This window comes from Streptomyces sp. CAU 1734, assembly GCF_039888735.1.
Lineage (GTDB): Bacteria > Actinomycetota > Actinomycetes > Streptomycetales > Streptomycetaceae > Streptomyces.
This window is the reverse complement of the sequence record NZ_JBDQQP010000010.1, coordinates 158,014-174,611: the sequence shown is the minus strand read 5'-3', so window position 1 is coordinate 174,611 and position 16,598 is coordinate 158,014. Positions and strand designations below refer to the sequence as shown.

The 16,598-nt window shown below is 71.6% G+C and carries 17 protein-coding genes; 10 read left to right on the top strand and 7 right to left on the bottom strand.

Features of this window, described 5'->3' with window-relative positions; all coding sequences use genetic code 11:
* Window positions 1–361 precede the first annotated feature (361 nt).
* Genes AAFN69_RS20650 through AAFN69_RS20635 form a run of 4 tightly spaced genes read right to left on the bottom strand, consistent with a single transcriptional unit; the run spans window position 362 to window position 4,060 of the window.
* The gene (locus tag AAFN69_RS20650) at window positions 362–1,555 is read right to left on the bottom strand and encodes an ABC transporter permease (RefSeq protein WP_347730072.1); all 1,194 of its coding nucleotides are present in this window, start codon (window positions 1,553–1,555) and stop codon (window positions 362–364) included.
* Window positions 1,552–2,301 carry an ABC transporter ATP-binding protein gene (locus AAFN69_RS20645; RefSeq protein WP_347730071.1) on the bottom strand — a complete coding sequence of 250 codons (750 nt, stop codon included), beginning with the start codon at window positions 2,299–2,301 and terminating at the stop codon, window positions 1,552–1,554. The genes AAFN69_RS20650 and AAFN69_RS20645 overlap by 4 nt, the downstream gene beginning before the upstream one ends.
* Window positions 2,298–3,374, bottom strand: a complete 1,077-nt coding sequence (locus AAFN69_RS20640) for a peptidoglycan-binding domain-containing protein (RefSeq protein ID WP_347730070.1) — start codon at window positions 3,372–3,374, stop codon at window positions 2,298–2,300. The genes AAFN69_RS20645 and AAFN69_RS20640 overlap by 4 nt, the downstream gene beginning before the upstream one ends.
* The gene (locus AAFN69_RS20635; protein ID WP_347730069.1) at window positions 3,371–4,060 is read right to left on the bottom strand and encodes a hypothetical protein; all 690 of its coding nucleotides are present in this window, start codon (window positions 4,058–4,060) and stop codon (window positions 3,371–3,373) included. The genes AAFN69_RS20640 and AAFN69_RS20635 overlap by 4 nt, the downstream gene beginning before the upstream one ends.
* Before the next feature lie 133 nt (window positions 4,061–4,193).
* On the opposite strand from AAFN69_RS20635, the gene AAFN69_RS20630 reads away from it, so the two are divergent.
* The 3 genes from AAFN69_RS20630 (at window position 4,194) to AAFN69_RS20620 (ending at window position 6,939) form a co-directional block, all read left to right on the top strand.
* The gene (locus AAFN69_RS20630) at window positions 4,194–4,898 is read left to right on the top strand and encodes a response regulator transcription factor (protein ID WP_347730068.1); all 705 of its coding nucleotides are present in this window, start codon (window positions 4,194–4,196) and stop codon (window positions 4,896–4,898) included.
* 104 nt (window positions 4,899–5,002) lie between these two features.
* Entirely contained in the window at window positions 5,003–6,454 is a 1,452-nt protein-coding gene (locus AAFN69_RS20625; RefSeq protein ID WP_347730067.1) for a HAMP domain-containing sensor histidine kinase, read from the top strand.
* 14 nt (window positions 6,455–6,468) lie between these two features.
* Complete coding sequence (locus tag AAFN69_RS20620) at window positions 6,469–6,939, top strand: hypothetical protein (protein ID WP_347730066.1); 471 nt, start codon at window positions 6,469–6,471, stop codon at window positions 6,937–6,939.
* Window positions 6,940–6,978: 39 nt separating this feature from the next.
* Here the strand turns inward: AAFN69_RS20620 and AAFN69_RS20615 are convergent, their stop codons facing one another.
* Window positions 6,979–7,335 (bottom strand): peptidase inhibitor family I36 protein, encoded by a 357-nt coding sequence (locus tag AAFN69_RS20615; RefSeq protein WP_347730064.1) that lies wholly within the window; start codon window positions 7,333–7,335, stop codon window positions 6,979–6,981.
* A gap of 486 nt (window positions 7,336–7,821) precedes the next feature.
* Between AAFN69_RS20615 and AAFN69_RS20610 the strand changes: the two genes are divergently transcribed.
* From AAFN69_RS20610 to AAFN69_RS20600, 3 genes are all read left to right on the top strand, one after another.
* The gene (locus AAFN69_RS20610; RefSeq protein ID WP_347730262.1) at window positions 7,822–8,583 is read left to right on the top strand and encodes an HNH endonuclease family protein; all 762 of its coding nucleotides are present in this window, start codon (window positions 7,822–7,824) and stop codon (window positions 8,581–8,583) included.
* 181 nt (window positions 8,584–8,764) lie between these two features.
* A complete protein-coding gene (locus AAFN69_RS20605; RefSeq protein ID WP_347730063.1) occupies window positions 8,765–9,184 on the top strand; it encodes a hypothetical protein in 420 nt (139 codons plus the stop codon).
* A 199-nt stretch (window positions 9,185–9,383) separates the two neighbouring features.
* On the top strand, window positions 9,384–9,794 hold the full coding sequence (locus tag AAFN69_RS20600; RefSeq protein WP_347730062.1) for a DUF4259 domain-containing protein: 411 nt from the start codon (window positions 9,384–9,386) through the stop codon (window positions 9,792–9,794).
* A 136-nt stretch (window positions 9,795–9,930) separates the two neighbouring features.
* Here AAFN69_RS20600 and mfd read toward each other — a convergent pair whose 3' ends face one another.
* Window positions 9,931–13,464 carry a transcription-repair coupling factor gene (gene mfd / locus AAFN69_RS20595; RefSeq protein WP_347730061.1) on the bottom strand — a complete coding sequence of 1,178 codons (3,534 nt, stop codon included), beginning with the start codon at window positions 13,462–13,464 and terminating at the stop codon, window positions 9,931–9,933.
* A gap of 213 nt (window positions 13,465–13,677) precedes the next feature.
* Window positions 13,678–14,016, bottom strand: coding sequence for a hypothetical protein (locus AAFN69_RS20590; RefSeq protein ID WP_347730060.1), 339 nt, complete (start codon window positions 14,014–14,016; stop codon window positions 13,678–13,680).
* A gap of 218 nt (window positions 14,017–14,234) precedes the next feature.
* Here AAFN69_RS20590 and AAFN69_RS20585 point away from each other — a divergent pair, with 218 nt between their 5' ends.
* From AAFN69_RS20585 to AAFN69_RS20570, 4 genes are all read left to right on the top strand, one after another.
* The gene (locus tag AAFN69_RS20585) at window positions 14,235–15,089 is read left to right on the top strand and encodes a helix-turn-helix transcriptional regulator (protein WP_347730059.1); all 855 of its coding nucleotides are present in this window, start codon (window positions 14,235–14,237) and stop codon (window positions 15,087–15,089) included.
* A gap of 13 nt (window positions 15,090–15,102) precedes the next feature.
* On the top strand, window positions 15,103–15,336 hold the full coding sequence (locus AAFN69_RS20580; RefSeq protein ID WP_347730058.1) for a DUF397 domain-containing protein: 234 nt from the start codon (window positions 15,103–15,105) through the stop codon (window positions 15,334–15,336).
* Between the two features lie 178 nt (window positions 15,337–15,514).
* Window positions 15,515–16,009 (top strand): SigE family RNA polymerase sigma factor, encoded by a 495-nt coding sequence (locus AAFN69_RS20575; protein ID WP_347730057.1) that lies wholly within the window; start codon window positions 15,515–15,517, stop codon window positions 16,007–16,009.
* Entirely contained in the window at window positions 16,002–16,523 is a 522-nt protein-coding gene (locus tag AAFN69_RS20570; protein WP_347730056.1) for a hypothetical protein, read from the top strand. Before AAFN69_RS20575 ends, AAFN69_RS20570 begins: the two co-directional genes overlap by 8 nt.
* The last annotated feature ends 75 nt before the right edge of the window (window positions 16,524–16,598 follow it).

Genomic DNA, 16,598 nt, shown 5'->3' with positions numbered 1-16,598 from the left:
GGGGATCCCTCACCGCACACGCACACCACCGGACCGGCCGCCGGTCGGCCGGCGCCCGGTGCGGCGAGAGCCGGTGAGAGCAGGAGAAGGAGGACCGAAGGGTCCGGGGTCCGGGGTCCGGGGTCCGGGGTCCGGGGTCCGGGGTCCGGAGGGTCCTTGAAGCCCGGAGTTCCGGAGGCCCCGAGGCCCCGAGGCCCGGAGAATCCGGGGCCGTGGGTTTCGTCCCGACGGGGGGCGGGACGAAACCCATGGGCTCCGGGAAGGAGGGGTGTACGGGGCGCCGGGAGGGGAGCGCCCCGTACACCCCGTCCCGCACGATGCCGGTGCGGGCACAAGCCGGCCCTCCCCGTACACCGGCGTCTCAGGCCGTGTTGAGAGCCACCGTGGGGTGGAGACGGGAGGCGCGGATCGCCGGATAGAGGCCCGCGACCACCCCGATCAGCAGGGTGGCGGCCAGTCCGCCCGCCAGGGACCAGAGCGGGACCACCGTCGTCCACCCCTGGACCCGCGCGAAGACATGGGTCGCCGCCGCGCCCAGCAGCGCGCCCGCCACTCCCCCCAGCCCCGACAGCAGCAGGGACTCGGTCAGGAACTGAAGCCGGATCGCGTTGCGCGTCGCCCCCAGCGAGCGTCGCAGACCGATCTCCTGACGGCGCTCCAGGACGGAGATGACCATGGTGTTGGCGACACCCACACCGCCGACCAGCAGAGCCACCGCGCCCAGGCCGAGCATCAGGGTCGTCAGCCCCTCGTCGGTGGCGGCCCTCGCGGCCAGCGCGTCCGAGGGGCGGGAGACACGGACGGCCGACTCGTTGCCGGGGCTGATGGTGCGGGCCAGGACCGCCCGTACCTCCTCGACCGAGGCGTCCGCGGAGCGTTCGAAGACGGTGGTGGGGTGACCGTCGAAGCCGAAGTAGCGTTCGGCGGCGGGGAATCCGACCAGGGCCACCCGGTCCAGATTGGGAACCAGCTCGATCGGCCGGAGAATGCCGACCACGACCACCCGCGTCTCATTCATCATGATTGTCTCGCCGGGCCGGCTGATGCCGAGGCGTTCCGCCGCCACCGAGCCGAGGACCGTCGTCGGCAGGCGCTCGCCGGCCCGGTTCAGCCAGCTTCCCCTGCCGACCTCGCCGCCGAGTGTGGAGAGCAGATCGATCCCGGCCGCCTGGCCGATGACACCGGCGGTGCGCTCATCGGGGACCACATCGCTGCGGCGGATACGGGCGTCGATGTCGGCGGTGGCGGTGGCGTGCCGCACCGGGCCGATCCGCTCGACCATCGCGACCGCGCTCTCGGGCAGCTTGACCGGGGTCCCGCTCTCGTCCTCGGCCGCCTCGGCGGTGAGGAGATTGGTGCCGAGCCGGTCGAGCTTGGCCATCAGATCCGCCCGGCTCGACTCGGAGAGACCCACGACCGCGACCATGGTCGCGATACCGATGGCGATACCGAGCGCCGACAGGACCACCCGGGCGCGCCGGGCGCGCAGCCCGACCGCGCCGACGCGCAGGGTGTCCCGGAGCGAGAGCCGGGCGGGCTTCAGCGGATCCCTCATGAGCCGGCCCCTTTCCCGGAGAGGCCTGAGTCCGAGACGATCTCGCCGTCCCGGAAGCGGACCCGGCGCGGCAGCGAGTCCGCGATCCCGCTGTCATGGGTGATCACGCAGATGGTGGTGCCGGAGGCGTTCAGCTCGTGCAGCAGCTCCATGACGATCTCGCCGGACGCGGTGTCCAGCGCCCCGGTCGGTTCGTCCGCCAGGAGCAGTGTGGGCTCTCCCACCAGGGCGCGGGCGATGGCGACCCGCTGTTTCTCGCCGCCGGAGAGTTCCCGCGGGGTGTGTGAGTACCGGTGGTCCAGCCGTACCCGGGCGAGCGCTTCCCGCGCCCGTGCGCGCCGTTCCCGCGGCGGTACGCCCGCGTACAGCAGCCCGTCGGCGACATTGCCGACCGCGTCGCGCCCGGCGGCCAGATGGAAGTGCTGGAAGACGAAACCGATATGGCGGGCGCGCAGCGCGGAGAGCCGGGAGTCGGAGAGCTCGGACACGTCGTACCCGGCGACCCGGACCGTGCCCGAGGTGGGCTTGTCGAGAGTGCCCATCACATGGAGCATGGTGGATTTGCCGGATCCGGACGGGCCGACGACGGCGAGGAGTTCGCCCTCCTCGACGGTGAGGTTCACTCCGCGCAGGGCGTGGACGCCGCCGGGATAGGACTTGGCGGCATCGCGCAGCTCGACCACCGGAGCCACCCGGGGCTCCCGGAACGGCGCCCGCTTCTCGGGCACGGTTGCTCCCGGTGTCATGACTTCGCCACTCCGACCTTCATGCCCTCGCGCACATCCGGGCCCGAGACCTCGATCTGTCCGTCGGCGGTCATACCCGTCTCCACCCGCACCGTCGTCGATGTGCCCCCCTGCACGATCTGGAGGCCGTAACCGCCGTTCGTGCCGCGCAGGGCGAGGATCGCCTCGACGGGAACCGCGAGTACCCCCCGGCGCGCCTCGCTGACGAATCTCACGCTCGCCGTCGCCTTCGCGTCCTCCCCGGCCACGGCGCCCGCCCCGCCGTTGAGGACGACCTCCACGGTGATGCCCTCCTGGGCGGCACCCCCCTCGGCGCCGGTCTCCTCGGGGCGCACCGTCCCGGCGACCTTGCCGGCGACGGTCTTCCCGCTGGGCAGGGTGACCTCCACCGTGGTGCCGCTCGCGGTGAGGGCGCCGTCGTTCTGTTCCAGCTCGGCCCGGACGACGGGCCTGGTGGAGGCGGCCGTCAGCACCGTGTCCCCCGGGCCGACCTGGTCGGCGAGGGCCGTATCGGCGACGGCCACCTTGACCTGATCGGGCTGGAAGACGACATCGCCCCGGCCCACCCTGCCGGTGGTGTCGCGGTTCAGGGACTTCTGCCACCGCTTGACGGCGGCCTCGGTCTCCCTGTCGTACCAGGGATCGGCGAACAGCCCCGCCCCGAAGCCGAGCTCGCGCAGATTGCGCTCCAGCTGGAGCACATCGCTGCCCCGGTCACCCGTCTTCATCTCGCGGAACATCGGAACGGGCCCGTACAGGAGGGTGACGGGCTTGTCGTTCAGCTCGTAGAGCGCCTGCCCCCTCCGCACCGTCCGCCCCTCCGGCGCGGCCACCGTGACGGTGCCCTCGACCGCGGCCTTGACCGCACGGCGCTGCGCGAAGTCGATCTTCCCGTCGACCGTCTTGGAGAGCACCAGGTCGGTGCGGACGACGGCGGTGGTGGCGGGCGGCAGTTCGCCGCTCCCGTCGGAGGCACCCGCTCCGCCGCTGCCGTCGAGGAGCAGGGCCCCTCCGGTGACAGCGGCGGCGACGGCCAGCGCGGAGAGCGCCAGAAGAGGGGTACGGCGGTTCACTGCATGCCGTCCAGTCCGTCGAGCAGCTTCGGCGCGCACGCCTTCTCGGCCTTCTTGTACGCCGGCGACTGCGGGTCGAGGACCGGCGACGCCGGGCTCGGGTCGCCGCCGGGAATCGCGTTGCCGCCGCTCATGGTCGGGTTGATGAACCGGGAGACGCCGTTGTCCCGCATGCACTTGGCGTGCGCGAGCATCGACTCGTACGCCTTCTGCTGGTCGATCGTGGGCGTGGCCGCCGACACCGCCGTCAGCTCGTCGACACAGGCGCGGTTCTTGCCGCCCTTGATGCCCTCGTTGCGGCCCGGCCGGGAGCCGATCTCATTGATCTTCGACCAGTCGGGGTGCCCGCTGAGCTTGGGGTCGGGGAAGTCCGGGTAGCCGCCCTTGGCGCGCATGCACTGGACATAGGTCATCTGCGCGTCGTAGAAGGCGCTCTTGCCCGAGGAGCCGGCGCCCGGCTTCTTCTCGCTCTCCGCCGTGTTCTCGGTGTTCTGGGTGTTCTGGGTGTTCTCGGTGTTCGGCTCCGCCGCGGCCGGTGCGTCGGCGATCGCGTCGACCTTCTCCGTACCGCCTCCGTCTCCCGCGCCGCAGGCGGCGGAGAGGGCGAGTACGGGCACGGCGACGAGGCAGACCAGGCGCAGCCGGGTGCCGGTACGAGGGAGGGGACGGGTGCTGGGGAAGTTCATGAACGGCACATTCGCCACTGCGGATGATGGCCCGTCCATGGCCGTGTGATGGGACGGTAACAATGGCCCGACCTGCGCTTCCGCCCTCGTTCGGAGTAGCCGCGAACGGCCCCGGCGTGGTCATAATCGGCCCATGCCGCATGTGCTGCTCATCGAGGACGACGATTCCGTACGGGATGGAATGGAGCTCGTGCTGCGCCGGCACGGGTACGGCGTGGACACCGCCGCCACCGGTGAGCAGGCCCTCGCCCTGCTGGCCGGGGAGCGCGGCGCGCGGATCGAGCTGGCCGTACTGGATCTGATGCTGCCGGGCATGGACGGCTTCGAGGTGTGCCGCCGCATCCGGGCCCGCTCGGCGACGCTGCCGGTCATCATGCTGACCGCGCGGGGCGACGACTCGGACATCGTGACCGGCCTGGAGGCGGGCGCCGACGACTATGTGGTCAAACCGGTCACCGCACCCGTACTGGAGGCGCGGATCAGGGCCGCGCTGCGCCGGGCGGACCCGTCCGGGCCCGGCCCCGTACAGCCGAACGGCCCGCCCGATCTCGGGGGCCTGAGCATCGACCGGGCGGGGCTGACCGTCGCCAAACACGGTGTCCCGGTCCCGCTGCCGCCCACCGAGCTCCGGCTGCTGCTGGAGCTGTCGGCCTCCCCCGGCCGGGTCTTCACCCGGGAGCAGCTTCTCGAATCCATCTGGGACCACACCTTCCTGGGGGACTCCCGGCTGGTGGACGCGGCGGTCGCCCGGCTGCGGGCCAAACTGGAGGACGTGCCGGCGAAGCCCCGGTATGTGCAGACGGTGCGCGGCTTCGGCTACCGCTTCGGACCGCTGTGATCGGGACGGGCCGGCTCGGGCGCGCTGCCGCCCCGAAGCCCCCGTCGGGGCCGCCGGCCCCGAAGCGCCCTTCCCGCCGCCTCATCAGCGGACTGCGCATCCGGATGGTCGTCGCCTTCGTGGTCGTCGCCCTCATCAGCGCGACGACCGCCACCGCGCTCGCCTACCGCGACGCCCGTACCGCCATCCTCCAGCGCACCCAGAACGCCGCCGTGCACGATCTCCGGGAACAGGTGAACACCGTCGCCGCCGGCCTGGACATACCGCCCAACCAGCTCTCCCTCGCCCAGTTCGCCGCCAAGGTCTCGAAGGGCATCGGCACCGGCGACCGCATCGTGGTCGTCCACTACCAGAACCTCAGGGCGGTCTCCGATGTGTACGCCTACACGGAGAGCCGGATAACCCCCGAGCTGCGCACCGCCGTCCAGACCCGGACCGGGGCCCGCTTCCAGCGGGTGATGTGGCAGGGCGAGCCCTATCTTGTCGTCGGTATGCCCGTGACCTTCATCGAGCGTTTCAATCCCACCTCCGACCTGGAGGTGTACTCGATCAACGCGCTCCACGCCGAGCGCGACGACACCGCCGCCCTGCTGGACTCCGTACGCGACGGCGTCGTGCCGGTGGTGCTGCTCGCCGCCGCGCTGGCGCTGCTGGCCGCCGGCACGGTCCTGCGTCCGGTGCGGAAGCTGGGCCGGGCCACCCGGGAGCTGGCGGCCGGGGACCTCGGCAGCCGGGTCGCCGTCACCGGGCACGACGAACTCTCCGATCTGGCCCGGACCTTCAACGAGACCGCCGACGCGCTCCAGGCGTCCGACGCGGAACTGCGCGACCAGGAGGCGAAGGCGCGCCGCTTCGTCGCCGATGTCTCCCATGAACTGCGCACCCCCCTCGCCGCGATGACGATGATGGTGACCGTCCTGGAGGAGGACGCCGACCAGTTCCCGCCGGACGCGGCGCGGGCGGCCCGTACCGTCGGCGCGGAGACGGCCAGGCTGGCCGGGCTGGTCGAGGACCTGATGGAGATCTCCCGCTTCGACGCCAAGGCGGCACGGCTGAACGCCTCCGAGACCGACCTCGCCGACACCGTGCGGTCGTCGCTGGCGCTGCGGGGCTGGACGGACCGGGTGCGGACGCGTCTTGAGGAGGATCTGCGCGCGGTGGTCGACCGGCGCCGTGTCGATGTGATCGTCGCGAATCTGGTGGGCAACGCGCTGCGGCACGGGGCGCCGCCGGTCACCGTGACCCTCGGGACGGCGGTCGCGGCGGACGGTGCGTGGGTGACGGTGGAGGTCGCCGACCACGGTCCGGGGCTGCCGGCGGCGGCCCGGGAACGGGTCTTCGACCGGTTCTACAAGGCGGACGAGGCCCGTACCCGCGGCATGTCCGACGGCCGGGGCCAGGGCAGCGGCCTGGGCACGGCCATCGCACTGGAGAACGCGCGGCTGCACGGCGGCACGATCGAGGTGGCGGACGGACCGGGCGGGGGCGCGGTGTTCACCCTGCGGCTGCCCCTGCGCCGTACGGAAGAGGGCGGGACGGAAGGGGAGACGGAGTGAGGATCCGGCGGGGAGTGGCGGTCGCCGCACTGGGACTGGCCCTGACGGGCTGCGGGGTCCAGCCGACCGGGGTGATCGGCGCGGGCGAGCCGGCGACCGGGCTGACGCGGGGGGTGCGCATGTACTACGCCTCGGCCAGCGGGCTGCGCGCGGTGCCCCTGCTCAATGTGGAGGTCAAGAACCTCGAGACGGTGGTGAAACTGCTCCACGGGGAGCCGCCCGAACGGCCCGACGACGTCTATACGCTCGTCGACCTCCCCGGCTACAACGTGAGCGGCAAGGGCAACAAGGTCACCGTGCTGCTGGCCGACGCGTATCCGCAGTCGCAGCGCGACCAGGCCACGGGACAGCTGGTGTGCACACTGGCGAGCACCCAGTCGGTACTCGACCCGAAGGTGCGGGCCGAGAATGTCGAGGTCACCATCCGGTCGTACGAAGGAATCCGGCTGGATCCCGTCAAGTGCTCGGATTTCATGAACGACTGAGCCGGGCCCGGGCTCCCGGCGGCCCGGGCCCCGCGCCCGCTACTCCGCCGTCACCACTCCCGCGATCAGACTGGAGCGGGTCTGTCCGGGGTCCACCTGGTCGAGATACTGAGTGCATTCAGCATCCACGTAAAGTGTCACGGGGTGGATTTGGTTGTTGATCACCGACCGGGCCTGAAAGGCGTTCTGGCATCCCGGGACGGCGGTGAAGTCAATGATGTGCGGGGTGCCTTGATAATTGGCCTGCGGGAAGAAGCACACTTTCCCGGCGGGGCATGTTCCCGTCGGAAGTGGTCCCGCCTGGGCGACACCGCCGCCGAGACCCGAACCGAGAGCGAGCAGCGCCGCTCCTCCGAACAGCGCCAGTTTGCGACCATGTACACCAAGCGACGGCATCTGTCTCCTCCTGGTTGAATGGCTGAACGGCCCGACCTGGTCAGCCCCCGGTGAACCGGGGATCCGGTGGCGTGCACCCGTGTTTCGGGGACGGAAATCAAGATGACGGGAGAATCCCGCCTCTTGTGCGGAGCTGAAGCCTTCGGAGGGACCGCCGGTCCCTTGTCGCGGAAATTCACTCGCCGGCGTGCCCCGGGGCAGAGGGACGCACGGTTGTCACGCTCACACAGGTCCAGTACAGCCCTTATCTATACAGACGCGCGCCGGCGCGGGCAAGATCCCCGCGGTCTTCACGGCTGTTTCCCCCGGTGATAACCACGGTTTCCGCCGGGCCGCCGGGCACCGGGAAACCACCGGCGGGGGTGCGGGGAATCCACCCGGGTCCGCGGCCTCGGCTCCTCCCCTCCGGCCGACGGCGGAGCGGGACGGATCCCTACCCTGACCCCTGTGACACTTCACCGCGCCCCGAGCCCCGCCCGGCCCCCGATGCCGCGCATGTCCCGCTTCCGCCGTGCCGCGGTGCCGGCGGCGGTGGCCGTTCTTCTCTCCTCGGGGTGCGAGGCGCTCGGCGAGGACAACTCCCCGGCGGCGCCGGAACGGGCCGCGCGGGACGGACGGGCGGTCAGCCCGCTCAGGAATCCGGACGGCACGGAGACCGGGCTCGCCCCCGTGGACAAGGAGGCGGACAGAGCCGCTGCCCGCGAGCTCATCGAGCGGCTGACCACGAAGGGCCGTGGCCCGCGCACCGGTTACGACCGCGGCGAGTTCGGCTATGCGTGGATGGACACGGCCGATGGCGTACCACTGGCGCGGAACGGCTGCGACACGCGGAACGACCTCATCCGGCGTGATGGCCGGGACATCCGTCTGCGGTCCGGATCCGACTGTGTGGTCGTCGCGATGACCCTGCACGACCCGTACACCGGCAAGTCGATCGAGTGGCGGAAACAGCAGGCTTCCGAGGTCCAGATCGACCATGTGGTGCCGCTGTCGTACAGCTGGCGGATGGGATCCGCGCGCTGGCCGGAGAGCAGACGCGAGCGATTCGCGAACGACACGCTCAATCTGCTGCCGGTCGAGGGCCGCGCCAACTCCGCCAAAAGGGACTCCGGCCCGGCTTCCTGGCTGCCGCCCCGGAAGGACATCCGCTGTGCCTACGCGGTCCGCTTCGCCCAGGTGGCGCTCAAGTACCAGCTCCCGGTGACGGCTCCGGACCGGCGGACGATGCTGGATGTGTGCGGCGCCTGAGCATCGCGCGGCGGGGGATCGCCGCGCCCCGCGCCGCGGAGCCGCTTCCCGGCGGCGGATCGACCGCGCGGGAGCGCCGGCCGGCGTCACCCGCGCTCCGAAGCCCGGCGGCCCTTGAAATCCGGGGGCGCGGCGGCTTGCGGTCGCGGAACTTCTCTCCGCCGAATATCCGGAAGTCTCCGTGCCCCGTCGTTCACCGGGCGAGATCAGGGCCGAACAGCCCATGCGCGGGATCACCGGCAGCAGACAGGTCATCACCGGTCTGTCCGCCGCCGCCCATCGGCGGATCGCGCGATTCGAGGTGCGGAACCGGCTGTGGCCGGGGTCCGTCGCGCACGCCTTCAGGGCATGGGAAAGGGCGCTTCACTCATGGCCCGGCAGTGGTCCCGACCTTGGCAGCGGAACCACGGTGTGGCGGGATGGGCACGCCCGGACGCTTCTGGGCGATGTGGCCGGGACGATGCGGCGCAAGGAGCGCCGCGTTCTTCTCGCGAAGGTCGCGCGGCTGGACGACCGGTTTCTGGCGCGGACGCTTCCGGATCCCTTCGCGCTCTCCTTCCGTCCCTGGTGGAGACGCCGGATCGGTCCCGGGGGAGGCTGACAGCCGCGACGGCCGCGGCCGGCTTCGGCCACCGCCGCTTCGCCGCCCCCGATGCCCCCGATGCCACCCGTCGCAGCGTGCCCTCGGTATGCGCACTCTCGACATGCGCGCTCTCGCCGGCCGGAGCGATTGTCAGTGGTCGCTGTCACCATTCGTGAACAGCCGCCGTACGAGCGCGCGGCCGACGAAGGGGATCTCCATGGGCACCTGGGACACCGGACACTTCGACAGCGACGCAGCGGCCGACTTCGGGTGGCGGCTGGACCAGATCGCGGCGGAGGAGCGGGAGGAGTTTCTGCGCGGGTTTCTGACCGGGGAGGTCGGCGCCGGGGATTTCCTCGACGGCAGCACGGGGGCGCAGGCGGTGGCCGCCGCCGCGCTGATCGCGGCGCAGTGCCCCGGCGGCGAGCCGGTCACCACGGCGTACGGGCCGAAGACTCCGCAGCCGGAGTTCTCCCCCGCGCTGCGGACGACAGCGGTCCGGGCGCTGGACCGGGTGCTGGGGAAGGACTCCGAGCTGGCCGAGTTGTGGGACGAGACCGAGGACGCCGCGCAGTGGCGCGGCGGCGTCGAACACCTGCGGGAGGTGCTGAGTGCCGCCGCGCCCTGAGGCACGGCCGGGCGGGCCGGGGTTACGGGCCGGGGCCGGGTCGCGGATCCTGTCACGCGCCCGGTCGCGGTCGCGGTCGCGGGCCCGGTCGCGCATCAGGTCGCGGGCCCGCTCACAGCCTCGCTCGTGCTCCCGCTCACGACCCCAGGATCGTGGCCAGGAATTCGCCGGTCCAGGAGAGCAGTTCACGGCCCACCACCGGCTTGCCGCCGATCTTTCCGGAGGTCGGGCGGGGCACCAGGATCTGGTTGATGTTGGGTTTGATCACCGTGCGGGGGTGGAGCCGCTTGAGACGCAGCTCCTGCGACTCCCACAGTTCGACCGGGGCGAAGCGGATATTGCTGCCCTGGAGCACGATCTCGCCGACCCCGCAGGCCCGCGCCAGCATCCGCAGCCCTGCCACCAGCAGCAGATTCTCCACCGGCTCCGGCAGCTTGCCGTAGCGGTCGGTCAGTTCCTCGCGCACCGCCTTGATGTCGTCCTCGGTGTTCGCGGAGGCGATGGCGCGGTACGCCTGGAGGCGCAGCCGCTCGCCGGGCGCGTAGTCGTGCGGCACATGCGCGTCCACCGGAAGCTCGATCTTCACCTCCAGCGGCTGCTCCTCCACCGCGTCCTCGCCCGCCAGCGAGGCCCGGTAGTCGGCCACGGCCTCGCCGACCATCCGTACGTAGAGATCGAAGCCGACGCCCGCGATATGGCCGGACTGCTCGCCGCCGAGCAGATTGCCGGCGCCCCGGATCTCCAGGTCCTTCATCGCCACATACATGCCCGCGCCCATCTCGGTGTGCTGGGCGATGGTCGCCAGCCGCTCGTGGGCGGTCTCGGTGAGGGGCTTCTCCGGCGGGTAGAGGAAGTAGGCGTAGCCGCGGTCGCGGCCCCGGCCGACCCGGCCGCGCAGCTGGTGCAGCTGGGAGAGGCCGAAGTTGTCGCCGCGCTCCACGATCAGGGTGTTGGCGTTGGAGATGTCGATGCCCGACTCCACGATGGTGGTGGAGACGAGCACATCGAACTTCTTCTCCCAGAAGTCGACCACGACCTGTTCCAGCGCCGACTCCGACATCTGGCCGTGCGCCGTCGCGATCCGCGCCTCGGGCACGATCGTGCGCAGCCGGGCCGCCGCCCGGTCGATGGACTCGACCCGGTTGTGGATGTAGAAGACCTGGCCCTCGCGGAGCAGTTCGCGGCGGATGGCCGCGCCGATCTGCTTCTCCTCGTAGGGGCCGACGAAGGTGAGCACCGGGTGGCGCTCCTCCGGCGGGGTGGTGATGGTCGACATCTCGCGGATGCCGGTGACCGCCATCTCCAGGGTCCGGGGGATCGGGGTGGCGGACATCGTCAGGACGTCGACATTGGCGCGCAGCTTCTTCAGCTGCTCCTTGTGCTCGACGCCGAAGCGCTGCTCCTCGTCCACGATGACCAGGCCCAGATCCTTGAACTTGGTCTCGGACGAGAAGAGCCGGTGGGTGCCGATGACGATGTCGACCGAGCCGTCGCGCAGCCCCTCCAGGGTGGCCTTGGCCTCGGTGTCCGACTGGAAGCGGGAGAGCGCCCGCACCTTGACCGGGAATTGCGAGTACCGCTCGGAGAAGGTGCCGAAGTGCTGCTGCACCAGCAGGGTGGTGGGCACCAGCACCGCCGCCTGCTTGCCGTCCTGGACCGCCTTGAAGGCGGCCCGCACCGCGATCTCCGTCTTGCCGTAGCCGACGTCGCCGCAGATCAGCCGGTCCATCGGGACCGTCTTCTCCATGTCCTCCTTGACCTCGGCGATGGTGGAGAGCTGGTCGGGGGTCTCCGCGTACGGGAAGGCGTCCTCCAGCTCCCGCTGCCAGGGGGTGTCCGGGCCGAAGGCATGGCCGGGCGCGGCCATCCGGGCCGAGTAGAGACGGATCAGGTCCGCCGCGATCTCCTTGACCGCCTTCTTCGCCCGCGCCTTGGTCTTGGTCCAGTCCGCGCCGCCGAGCCGGTGCATGGTCGGGGCCTCGCCGCCGACGTATTTGGTGATCTGCTCCAGCTGGTCGGTGGGGATGTAGAGCCGGTCCCCGGGCTGGCCGCGCTTGGCCGGGGCGTACTCGACCACCAGATACTCACGGGTGGCGTTCTGCACCGTGCGCTGCACCATCTCGATGTAGCGGCCCACGCCGTGCTGTTCGTGCACGATGTAGTCGCCCGTCTCCAGGGTGAGCGGGTCGATCGTCTTGCGGCGCCGGGTCGGCATCCGCCGGCCGTCCTTGCCGGCCGCCTTCTGGCCGGAGAGGTCGGTCTCGGTGAGCACGGCGATCCGGAGGCCGGGGTCGATGAAGCCGTAGTCGATCGATCCGCAGGCCACCTGGACCACATGGGGCACGATGGCGTCCAGATCGGCGGCGAGCCTGGCCGGCACGCCCTCGCCGCCCAGCACCTCGACGGTGCGGGTGGCGGGACCGTACGCCTCGGTGACGAAGACGGTGCGCCAGCCGTCGGCGAGCCAGCCCTTGGTGTCGGCGAGCGCCCGCGCGGTGTCGCCCCGATAGGACTCGGGGGCGCGCATGCCGAGCTTCAGGGTGTCGGCGGACAGCTCCTCGTCGGCGGCGAAGGGGGAGACCGACCACCACATCATCTCCAGCTCGCGCGCCCGGTCCCGGACATCGGCGATGCCCCGGAGGGAGGCCGCGCCGACATCGATGGGGGCCTCGCCGCCGCCGGCCGTGGCCGCCCAGGACGCCTGGAGGAATTCCTGGCTGGTCGCGACGAGATCGGTGGCCCGGGTCCGCACCCGCTCGGGGTCGCAGACCACGGCCATCGAGCCCGCGGGCAGCACATCGAGCAGCAGCTCCATCTCGTCCACCAGGACCGGCGCGAGCGACTCCATGCCCTCGACCGCGATGCCCTCGGCGATCTTGCCGAGCAGTTCGCCGAGCTCCGGATGGGCCTCGGCGAGCACGGCGGCCCGCTCCCGCACCTCGGGGGTGAGCAGCAGTTCCCGGCAGGGCGGCGCCCACAGCCCGTGCTCCGCGACCTCCAGCGAACGCTGATCCGCGATCTTGAAGTAGCGGATCTCCTCGATGTCGTCGCCCCAGAACTCCACCCGCAGCGGATGTTCCTCGGTGGGCGGGAAGACATCCAGGATCCCGCCCCGGACGGCGAATTCGCCGCGCTTCTCCACCAGCTCGACCCGGGAGTAGGCGGCCGCGGCGAGCGCTTCCACCACGTCGTTCAGATCCACCTGCTCCCCGGTGCGCAGGGCCACCGGCTCCAGGTCGCCCAGGCCCTTGACCTGGGGCTGCAGTACGGACCTGATCGGCGCGACGACCACCGACACCGGGCCGGCGGCCGGATCGTCCGCCGAGGGGTGGGCCAGCCTGCGCAGCACGGCGATCCGCCGGCCCACGGTGTCGGAGCGGGGCGAGAGCCGTTCGTGCGGCAGCGTCTCCCACGAGGGGTACTCGACGATCCCCTCCTCCGGCAGCAGCGAGCGCAGCGCGGCGGCGAGATCCTCGGCCTCCCGCCCGGTCGCGGTGACCGCGAGCACGGTGCGGCCGGTGTCCCGGGCCAGCGCCGCCACGGCGAAGGGGCGGGCGGCGGGCGGCCCCACCAGGTCGACATGCATTCTGCCGCTGCCCCGGGCGGACCGCACCGCTTCGGCGAGCGCGGGGTCACGTACGACGGCATCGAGCAGACCGTGCAGGCTCATGAAAGGAATTCCGTCCCGAAGAGGCAGAGAAGGGCTGAGCTGGGCAACGCGAAGGGCCCGACACGTACCACGGGCCGGGGGTCTCCAGCGTACGACGCCGCCACGACACCCGCGCCCGGAGCACGGAACCGGCCGGTTCGGTGCGCGAATCCACTCCGCGGCCCGGCCGGCCGGGCCGCCGCCCGGCCCGCGCCACCGCCTCCGCGCCGCACGTCAGGCGGCGTCCGCCTCCCGCACCGGCCCGTCAACCCCGCTCCGCCCGAGCCACACCAGCCGGAGTGAGCACCCCTCCGCCCGCCGCCCGAACCGGGCCACCGCCTGCTCCACCGAGGACATCCGCCACCGCTCCGACCCGCCGGCCCTGATCACTTCCGCGGGTCCGTCCTCGTGGGCCATGCCCCAGCCCAGCACCCACGCGTTCTCCTCCCGGGTCCCGGCCCCGTACTCCTCGATCACGGCGAAGAGGCGGGGTGCGGCGTCGGGTGCGAGTCCGTGCGCCTCGTGGTCGAAGTGCGGCTCCGGAGCGGGGGTTTGCGGCGATACGGTCGTCATGGGAGTCCCCTGTCGTCGGCAGAGTTGGGCGCCTGTCCGTGAGAGCGGACAGGGCAAAGGGGGTACGGGTTCGCTGCGCGGCCACGAGAGAGTGGCGCACCTCACACGTTAGCGATCCAAGTAGTATGCAGTCCACCAAGCCGGAGGGTTGCAGCGCCTCGCTTCACTCGTATGGGTTTCAGAGCTCCACACGTTCGAATCAGGAGAGGACGGCATCGATGCCTCCGAGCAAGCTCCCGCCGACGATCCGGCAACGACGCCTGGGCAGTGAGCTCCGCCGCTTGCGCGAGCTCGCCGAGATCTCCGCCACCGAGGCAGGACGGTTGCACGGCACCACCCAGTCGCGGATCAGCAATATCGAGTCCGGCGGCTATCCGGTGAGCGCCGACCGGGTGCGTACGCTCGCGCGCCTCTACGGCTGCTCGGACCAGCCGCTCGTCGACGCCCTCACCGAGATGACCGGCGGGCGGACGCGCGGCTGGTGGGACGAGTACCGGGGAATCCTGCCGGAGCCCAATCTGGACCTCGCGGAACTGGAACACCACGCCCGGCGCATCCGTATCGCCACCGCGATTCACATGCCGGGACTGCTCCAGACCACGGAGCACGCCCGGGCGCTGTTCAGGGATGTCGTTCCGGCCATCGATCCGCCCACGATCGAGCACCAGGTGTCCTTCCGGATCAAGCGCCAGGCGGTGGTCTACGGAGAGCGGCCCACGCCGATGACGGCGATCGTCCACGAGGCGGCGCTGCGCATGGGATTCGGCGGCAGAAAGGTGGCACGCGTTCAGCTGGAACATCTGGTGGAGATGAGCGAGCAGGAACACATCACCCTGCTGGTCATCCCTTTCGGCGCGGGCAGCTATCCGAGTTCCGGATCGGGAATCGTCTACTTCGAGGCGGAGATCCCCAAGCTCGACACCGTGCAGCTCGACACGGACATTCACTCCGGCTTCATCGACGCCCGGCCCCAGCTGTTCAGGTACCGGGCCGTGTTCGACCGGCTCGAGGGAATCGCCCTCGCGGCGAAGGCGTCACGCGACCTGATCCAGCACGCGGCCCAAACCTTGTGATTGGTTACTGAGCATGTCCGATTACTCCTGGCAGAAGTCCTCCTACAGCGGAACGGCAGCCAACTGCATCCACATAGCCGCCGACGAGGACGGCTCGATCAAGCTCCACGAGAGCGATGATCCCGACACGGTCGTCACCACCACTCCCGAGAAACTCCGGGCCTTCATCCTCGGCGTCAAGGCCGGAGAATTCGATCACTTCACCGACGCGGACGAGGACGCCGGCACAGACCCGCGGCAGGGCTGATCCCGCGCCCGCTCACGGATGAAAAGCAGCGCAGAGTTCCGGCCCCGGCGGGCCCATGGGGGATCCGCCGGGGCCGACGCGTGCCCGGTGCGGAAAAATATCTCGTTCACCGTGTCAACCAAACCGGTCACGCGGGGCGTATAGGGCAACGAGAACCATCCCAGCACCAGGAGCAGCTTTGACCGACGAGGAGTTCGAGGAGTTCTATGCGCACTCCGTGAAACACCTGGTCGGGCAGGTGTATCTGATGACCGGGGATCTACACGAGGCACAGGACGTCGTCCAGGAGGCGTTCGTCCGGGGGTGGGCCCGCCGGGCAAGGCTGGAACGGGGGGCCGGGCCGCAGGCGTGGATACGGACGGTGGCGTGGCGGCTCGCGGTGAGCCGCCGGCGGCGGCGCGGGCGGGCCGCGGCGGCCTGGCGGCTGCGGGACGGCGGCGCGCCGGACTCGTCGCCGGCGCCCGACGCCGGGACCGTGACCATGGTCGACGCGCTCCGGCGGCTGCCCGAACGGCAGCGGCGGATGGCCGTCCTGCACTACGTCTGCGACCTCACCGTCGAGCAGGTGGCCGCCGAGACCGGTGTCTCGGCGGGCACGGTCAAGACCCATCTCTTCCGCGCCCGGGCCGCGCTGCGGCCCCACCTCGCCTCCGAGGAGGAGCACGGTGACTGATCTCCCCGACAACGGCCCCGGCCCCTCGCCGGGATCCGACGACCTGCTCGCCGCCGCGCTGAAGCGCGCGGCGGCCGGCGCCGGCGCCGGCATCGTGCCGCGGACGGCCGGGCAGGTGATGGAGCTCGGGGCGCGGCGCAGACGACGCACTCTGGCGGCGTTCGCGGCATGCGCGGTGTGCGTGCTCGCGGGGACCGGGGCGCTGGTGGTGGCCGGAACCGGTTCGCCGGGCCCGGCGCTCCCGGCGGGGCCGCACTCCCCCGTGCCGCCCGCGCCGGAGAGCCGGTCGGCCCCGCCCGGCGGACGGTCGCCGTCGGTCAGCCCATCGGAGCTCCCGGACCCGCCGGGATCGCCCTCGGCCGGCCCCCGGACCTCCGCCCCGCCACCGCTCGCCCCGTCCCTCACTCCACTCGGCTCCCCGGAGGGATCACGGTCGCCCGGCTCCCCGGAGGGATCGCCCTCGGCCGGTTCCCCGGGGAGATCACCGTCGACCGGTACTCCCTCGCCCACCTGAGCCGGCCGCCACCGCCACCGCTGCCGCCCACCGCTCCCGCCCAGACATCCGCGCGCCGCCCCGGCGCACGACGCG

Excerpts from the sequence above, each read along its gene's own strand:
- AAFN69_RS20650 (WP_347730072.1), bottom strand. The coding sequence starts at position 1,555 with ATGAGGGATCCGCTGAAGCCCGCCCGGCTCTCGCTCCGGGACACCCTG.
- AAFN69_RS20645 (WP_347730071.1), bottom strand. The coding sequence starts at position 2,301 with ATGACACCGGGAGCAACCGTGCCCGAGAAGCGGGCGCCGTTCCGGGAG.
- AAFN69_RS20635 (WP_347730069.1), bottom strand. The coding sequence starts at position 4,060 with ATGAACTTCCCCAGCACCCGTCCCCTCCCTCGTACCGGCACCCGGCTG.
- AAFN69_RS20630 (WP_347730068.1), top strand. The coding sequence starts at position 4,194 with ATGCCGCATGTGCTGCTCATCGAGGACGACGATTCCGTACGGGATGGA.
- AAFN69_RS20625 (WP_347730067.1), top strand. The coding sequence starts at position 5,003 with ATGGTCGTCGCCTTCGTGGTCGTCGCCCTCATCAGCGCGACGACCGCC.
- AAFN69_RS20615 (WP_347730064.1), bottom strand. The coding sequence starts at position 7,335 with ATGCCGTCGCTTGGTGTACATGGTCGCAAACTGGCGCTGTTCGGAGGA.
- AAFN69_RS20610 (WP_347730262.1), top strand. The coding sequence starts at position 7,822 with ATGCCGCGCATGTCCCGCTTCCGCCGTGCCGCGGTGCCGGCGGCGGTG.
- AAFN69_RS20600 (WP_347730062.1), top strand. The coding sequence starts at position 9,384 with ATGGGCACCTGGGACACCGGACACTTCGACAGCGACGCAGCGGCCGAC.
- mfd (WP_347730061.1), bottom strand. The coding sequence starts at position 13,464 with ATGAGCCTGCACGGTCTGCTCGATGCCGTCGTACGTGACCCCGCGCTC.
- AAFN69_RS20590 (WP_347730060.1), bottom strand. The coding sequence starts at position 14,016 with ATGACGACCGTATCGCCGCAAACCCCCGCTCCGGAGCCGCACTTCGAC.
- AAFN69_RS20585 (WP_347730059.1), top strand. The coding sequence starts at position 14,235 with ATGCCTCCGAGCAAGCTCCCGCCGACGATCCGGCAACGACGCCTGGGC.
- AAFN69_RS20580 (WP_347730058.1), top strand. The coding sequence starts at position 15,103 with ATGTCCGATTACTCCTGGCAGAAGTCCTCCTACAGCGGAACGGCAGCC.